Source organism: Pectobacterium atrosepticum, from assembly GCF_000740965.1.
Classification (GTDB): Bacteria; Pseudomonadota; Gammaproteobacteria; order Enterobacterales; family Enterobacteriaceae; genus Pectobacterium; species Pectobacterium atrosepticum.
Genome location: NZ_CP009125.1, coordinates 4,985,643 through 4,991,806, shown reverse-complemented (window position 1 = coordinate 4,991,806; position 6,164 = coordinate 4,985,643). Strand labels below are relative to the sequence as shown.

Genomic DNA, 6,164 nt, shown 5'->3' with positions numbered 1-6,164 from the left:
CTATGCTTAATTCAGGTGTAAAACCAGTAGTTATCCCAATAACAACCCAAGTATGTTTTTTGTCCTGTGCATAACTCCGCATTATGATCCCAGCTTATACTGGCTAGGATCACCGATCATTCACAGGTAAGGATCAGCTCCATTCTCTTGATCTTTAATATGAATAATCACTTATCCACACAAAATGACGATCCTAATAAGAGATCTAATAAAGAGATCTTTAAATAAAAAGATCTTTCTTTAATTAACGAGGATCCAACGGACTTGGTCGTTGGCTCAAAGTTGAGTAGAATCCCCCACCCCAGGGCAAATAACGATCGTTCGCCACTAATCATTCGCAATAATGCGAGGAGCAGTACCATGTTTTATCCAGATCCATTTGACGTCATCGTGATCGGTGGCGGTCATGCCGGAACAGAAGCGGCGATGGCTTCTGCCCGAATGGGCCAACAGACGCTTTTACTCACGCACAATATTGATACGCTGGGACAAATGTCTTGTAACCCGGCGATCGGCGGTATTGGAAAAGGCCATCTGGTTAAAGAGATCGATGCCATGGGAGGGTTGATGGCACGTGCCGTCGATCAGGCAGGTATACAGTTTAGGATACTAAACAGCAGTAAAGGCCCAGCTGTCAGAGCGACACGCGCACAAGCAGATCGCGTGCTCTATCGTCAGGCTATTCGCACCGCACTGGAGAATCAGCCAAATTTAACGATCTTCCAGCAGGCCGTTGACGATCTGATTGTGGAAAACGATCGTGTCGTCGGCGCGGTTACCCAGATGGGACTAAAATTTCGTGCGAAAGCCGTGGTGTTAACGGTAGGCACTTTCCTTGACGGAAAAATTCACATCGGGCTGGATAACTACAGCGGTGGGCGTGCAGGCGATCCGCCTTCCATTCCGCTAGCCCGTCGCCTGCGTGAACTGCCTCTACGCGTCAACCGCCTGAAAACGGGTACACCACCACGTATTGATGCCAGAACGATTGATTTTAGCGTGCTGCCACAACAGCACGGTGATAATCCAATGCCAGTTTTCTCATTCCTGGGGAATGCAGGCCAGCATCCTGCACAGATGCCGTGCTACATCACGCATACCAATGAGAAAACGCATGAAGTGATCCGTAATAATCTGGATCGTAGCCCGATGTATGCCGGGATCATCGAAGGGATCGGGCCGCGTTATTGCCCATCGATCGAAGACAAAGTCATGCGTTTTGCCGATCGAAACACGCATCAGATCTTTCTCGAACCTGAAGGGCTGACCAGTAACGAAATTTATCCAAACGGGATCTCGACAAGTTTGCCGTTTGACGTCCAGTGGCAAATTGTTCGCTCAATGGCAGGAATGGAAAATGCGCGTATCGTTCGCCCTGGATATGCAATTGAGTACGATTTCTTCGATCCTCGCGATCTGAAACCTACGCTGGAAAACAAATTTATTCATGGCCTGTTCTTTGCCGGGCAAATCAACGGCACAACGGGGTATGAGGAAGCGGCGGCACAGGGCATGCTAGCTGGCCTGAATGCAGCTCGCCTGTCTGCCGACAAGGAAGGCTGGTCACCGCGCCGCGATCAAGCCTATCTCGGCGTGCTGGTTGACGATCTTTGTACGTTGGGTACGAAAGAACCCTACCGCATGTTTACGTCACGTGCTGAATACCGTCTGATGCTACGCGAAGATAACGCCGATCTGCGTTTGACAGAAATGGGTCGTGAGCTGGGGATGGTCGACGATCATCGCTGGGCACGTTTCAACGAGAAGCTCGAGAACATTGAGAAAGAGCGTCAGCGCCTGCGTGACATTCACGTTCACCCGCAATCTGAGCAGTTAGATCAGGTCAATTCACTGCTGAAAACACCGCTGTCGCGTGAAGCTAATGGTGAAGAGCTGCTACGTCGCCCTGAAGTGGATTACGCTCAGCTTACTGCGCTACCGCTGTTTGCCCCGGGATTAACCGACGAGCAGGCTGCTGAACAGGTTGAAATTCAGGTCAAATACGAAGGGTATATTGCCCGTCAACAGGATGAAATTGAGAAACAGCTGCGCAATGAAAATGCGCTGTTGCCTGCCGATCTGGATTACAAGCAGGTTAATGGGTTGTCCAACGAGGTGATTGCTAAGCTGAACGATCACAAACCGTCGTCTATCGGTCAGGCTTCGCGTATTTCTGGCATTACGCCTGCGGCGATCTCAATTCTGCTGATCTGGCTTAAAAAACAGGGTCTGCTGCGCCGTAGCGCCTGATTTAAGGTAACATTATCCCTCTAAATAGCCGGTTATCCGGCTATTTTTATTATTAACCTCATCTTTTTCATCGGGATCTTATTGTGCGCAACACACTCGATAATCTGCTAAATGCGGCTGGTATTGTGATATCAGATAAGCAAAAAAATCTTCTGATACAGTACGTTGACATGCTGAATAAGTGGAACAAAGCTTACAACCTGACGTCTGTACGCGATCCACAGCAAATGCTTGTCCGTCACATCATGGACAGTATCGTGGTTGAGCCGCATTTACACGGGCAGCGTTTTATCGATGTGGGAACCGGGCCGGGCTTGCCGGGCATTCCGCTGGCGATTGTTCGACCTGAATCGCATTTCACCTTGCTAGATAGTCTGGGTAAACGTGTGCGCTTCCTGCGTCAGGTTCAGCATGAACTACAGCTTGAGAACATCACGCCAGTGCAGAGTCGTGTGGAAGACTTTCCCGCAGAGCCGCCTTTTGATGGGGTGATCAGCCGAGCATTCGCCTCTTTGCAGGATATGATTAGCTGGTGCAATCATCTTCCAGCCAAGACGACAGGGCGGTTTTATGCCCTCAAAGGCGTACTTCCACAGGATGAATTGTCATCCTTGCCACAAGGTGTCTTATTGGATCAGGTTGTCCGTTTATCTGTTCCCGATCTGGAAGGTGAACGCCATTTGATCGTGCTTAAACCAAACTAATTTTGTTTTTTATCAAAAAAATTATAACTAAATATTGCGTGTCAGGCTGCGGCTTCGTTTATCGGTGGCATCGTTCCAGAACGCATCGCGATCACTGAAATTTTACATCTTGGTTTTTTCAGCGCCGTTCTTTTACTTTCGCACTGAATAATAACGAGCGAAAATAAATCATCGGCGTCAAAAATTAGTTATTTTTGTGTTAAATGAGTAAAAAAACGATATCAATAATGTCAATAGATAGTTGAAACGTCGTTTATTGCGTTTTTTGAATAAATATTTATCTAACTTATTGAAGTTAAATAAAATAAATAGCTTGTTTTGCTAAAGACAAAAAAAAACACGTTCTGGTATAAATAGCTGTAAAGCCTTTTATGTGAGTCACATCACAGATTAGAGGGCTTTAGACATTAATTACACTAGGCGTGAACAAGAATGATTGTTAGCAAAAACGGGGCTTCAGAAAGAAATTTAAATAATTGTTCACCTTTTCGCTACTTATCGATTGAATTCGCAGGTATGACCCGTATAATTTGCTCGTTTTTTGCTGCTTGACTCAGTGGTGTAAAGGCAGTTTTATACGTCATTCGGTATACCTCTGAAAAGGTACGGAGAGAGCAAACGTCATGCCTGTATCCCTTTACAGCGGAAAGGTGGCCTTAAGGCTGCTGTTGCTACAGTTAGTGACTTTTGCTTTGTTGAGTGCTGTTTTCAGCCTCAATAGCGTCAACGCTGCCGCTTCTGCATTAGGCGGAGGATTGGCAGCCTGGTTGCCGAATGTCTTGTTTGTGCTGTTTGCTTTGCGTCATCAGTCGTACAAGCCTGCTGATGGGCGTGTAGCCTGGTCATTCGCGATTGGCGAGGCGCTTAAGGTATTTATCACCATTGCACTGTTAGTGGTGGCGTTAGGCGTATTTAAAGCGGCATTCTTTCCGCTAGGCCTGACTTATTTATCGGTGCTGGTTATGCAGATCGTGGCACCGATCGTAATTAATCGTTACCGTAATTAACAACAAAGGGTAAGGGACATCATGGCTGCTGGAGAAATCTCTACTCCGCAAGAGTATATCAGTCACCACTTGCACCATTTGCAGGTAGGGACGGGTTTTTGGTCGATCAACGTCGATTCGATGTTTTTTTCCATCGCTCTTGGGATCCTCTTTCTGGTTATCTTTCACCGCGTAGCTAAACGTGCGACCAGCGGTGTGCCAGGTAAATTGCAAACGGCCGTCGAACTGCTTATCGGTTTCGTTGATGGCACCGTACGCGATATGTTCCATGGCAAAAGCAAATTGATTGCTCCTCTGGCGCTGACCATTTTCGTCTGGGTTTTCCTGATGAATATGATGGATCTGCTGCCTATCGATCTGTTGCCACAACTCTGGGCTGGCGTCTACAGCCTGCTGGGATACGATCCGGCGCATGCTTATCTGCGTGCTGTGCCGACGGCTGACGTGAACATCACGCTGTCGATGGCCCTTGGGGTGTTTATCCTGGTTCTGTTCTACAGCATCAAAATGAAAGGTCTCGGTGGTTTTGTTAAAGAACTGACCATGCAGCCGTTCAACCATCCAGTATTTATTCCTATCAACCTGATTCTTGAAGGTGTCAGCCTGCTGTCCAAACCTATTTCCTTAGGCTTGCGACTGTTTGGCAATATGTATGCGGGTGAGTTGATCTTCATCCTGATTGCCGGTCTGTTGCCGTGGTGGTCACAATGGCTGTTAAATGTGCCTTGGGCTATTTTCCACATTTTGATTATTACGCTTCAGGCTTTTATTTTCATGGTTCTGACGGTTGTTTATCTCTCGATGGCATCTGAAGAGCATTGATTTTCTTTCAACAAATAACGTTTTTAACTGAAACAAACTGGAGACTGTCATGGAAAACCTGAGTGTGGATCTGCTGTACATGGCTGCCGCGTTAATGATGGGTTTGGCGGCTATCGGTGCTGCGATCGGTATCGGCATTCTGGGTGGTAAATTCTTGGAAGGTGCTGCTCGTCAGCCTGACCTGATTCCTTTACTGCGTACACAGTTCTTTATCGTCATGGGTCTGGTTGACGCCATCCCGATGATCGCTGTTGGTCTGGGGCTGTATGTGATGTTTGCGGTGGCCTAAGCAGAATGTTTTCTGCTGAGGTTAAAACATCAACTTATTTAACTTTGAAAGAGGCATTGTGCTGTGAATATTAATGCAACAATCCTCGGCCAGGCCATTGCGTTCGTCCTGTTTGTCTGGTTCTGCATGAAGTATGTATGGCCGCCTATGATGGCAGCCATCGAGAAGCGTCAGAAAGAAATTGCTGACGGTCTGGCTTCTGCTGAACGGGCCAAAAAAGATTTGAACTTGGCTCAGGCCAATGCGACAGATCAACTGAAGAAAGCTAAAGCGGATGCTCAGGTTATCATCGAGCAGGCGAACAAACGCCGAGCTCAGATCCTGGATGAGGCGAAAGCCGAAGCAGAAGCTGAACGTAACAAGATTGTGGCGCAGGCGCAGGCTGAAATCGAAGCCGAACGTAAACGTGCTCGTGAAGAGCTGCGTAAGCAAGTTGCCGTATTGGCGATTGCCGGTGCCGAAAAAATTATTGAACGTTCCGTGGATGAAGCTGCTAACAGCGACATCGTTGATAAACTGGTCGCTGAACTGTAAGGAGGGAGGGGCTGATGTCTGAATTTGTCACGGTAGCTCGCCCCTACGCCAAAGCAGCTTTTGACTTTGCGGTTGAGAATCAGGCCTTGGATCGCTGGCAGAGCATGCTGGCGTTTTCGGCCGAAGTGGCGCGCAATGAGCAGATTGCCGAGTTACTTTCTGGTGCGATTGCACCGATTGAGCTGGCAAAAACGTTTATTGCCGTTTGTGGTGATCAACTTGATGAAGCCGGTCAGAACCTGATTAGGGTGATGGCCGAAAACGGACGTTTACTGGTGCTTCCTGAAGTACTGGAACAATTTATTCAACTGCGGGCAGCACTAGAATCGACGGTTGACGTCGATGTGATTTCTGCCAGCACGTTGAATGAGCAGCAGCTATCAAAAATCGCTGCCGCTATGGAAAAACGTCTGTCACGCAAAGTGAAGCTGAATTGCAAAATTGATAAGTCTGTCATGGCCGGCGTGGTTATTCGCGCGGGCGATATGGTGATAGATGGCAGCATTCGCAGTCGTCTGGAACGTTTGGCAGACGTCTTGCAGTCTTAAGGGGACTGGA

The 6,164-nt window shown here is 47.8% G+C and carries 7 protein-coding genes; all 7 read left to right on the top strand.

Annotation, left to right across the window (positions count from 1 at the left end):
* The first annotated feature begins 360 nt into the window (after nt 1–360).
* The 7 genes from mnmG to atpH all read left to right on the top strand — a co-directional run bounded on the left by mnmG (nt 361) and on the right by atpH (nt 6,154).
* The gene (gene mnmG, locus GZ59_RS22200) at nt 361–2,250 is read left to right on the top strand and encodes a tRNA uridine-5-carboxymethylaminomethyl(34) synthesis enzyme MnmG (protein WP_039294598.1); all 1,890 of its coding nucleotides are present in this window, start codon (nt 361–363) and stop codon (nt 2,248–2,250) included.
* Nucleotides 2,251–2,333: 83 nt separating this feature from the next.
* The gene (gene rsmG / locus GZ59_RS22195; RefSeq protein WP_039294596.1) at nt 2,334–2,954 is read left to right on the top strand and encodes a 16S rRNA (guanine(527)-N(7))-methyltransferase RsmG; all 621 of its coding nucleotides are present in this window, start codon (nt 2,334–2,336) and stop codon (nt 2,952–2,954) included.
* Between the two features lie 623 nt (nt 2,955–3,577).
* The gene (atpI, locus tag GZ59_RS22190; protein WP_039294592.1) at nt 3,578–3,961 is read left to right on the top strand and encodes a F0F1 ATP synthase subunit I; all 384 of its coding nucleotides are present in this window, start codon (nt 3,578–3,580) and stop codon (nt 3,959–3,961) included.
* Nucleotides 3,962–3,982: 21 nt separating this feature from the next.
* Nucleotides 3,983–4,783, top strand: coding sequence for a F0F1 ATP synthase subunit A (gene atpB / locus GZ59_RS22185; RefSeq protein WP_011095970.1), 801 nt, complete (start codon nt 3,983–3,985; stop codon nt 4,781–4,783).
* A 49-nt stretch (nt 4,784–4,832) separates the two neighbouring features.
* The gene (gene atpE, locus GZ59_RS22180; protein ID WP_005976545.1) at nt 4,833–5,072 is read left to right on the top strand and encodes a F0F1 ATP synthase subunit C; all 240 of its coding nucleotides are present in this window, start codon (nt 4,833–4,835) and stop codon (nt 5,070–5,072) included.
* Nucleotides 5,073–5,135: 63 nt separating this feature from the next.
* Nucleotides 5,136–5,606, top strand: a complete 471-nt coding sequence (atpF, locus tag GZ59_RS22175) for a F0F1 ATP synthase subunit B (protein WP_010681466.1) — start codon at nt 5,136–5,138, stop codon at nt 5,604–5,606.
* Nucleotides 5,607–5,620: 14 nt separating this feature from the next.
* The gene (gene atpH, locus GZ59_RS22170; RefSeq protein ID WP_011095969.1) at nt 5,621–6,154 is read left to right on the top strand and encodes a F0F1 ATP synthase subunit delta; all 534 of its coding nucleotides are present in this window, start codon (nt 5,621–5,623) and stop codon (nt 6,152–6,154) included.
* Nucleotides 6,155–6,164 lie beyond the last annotated feature (10 nt).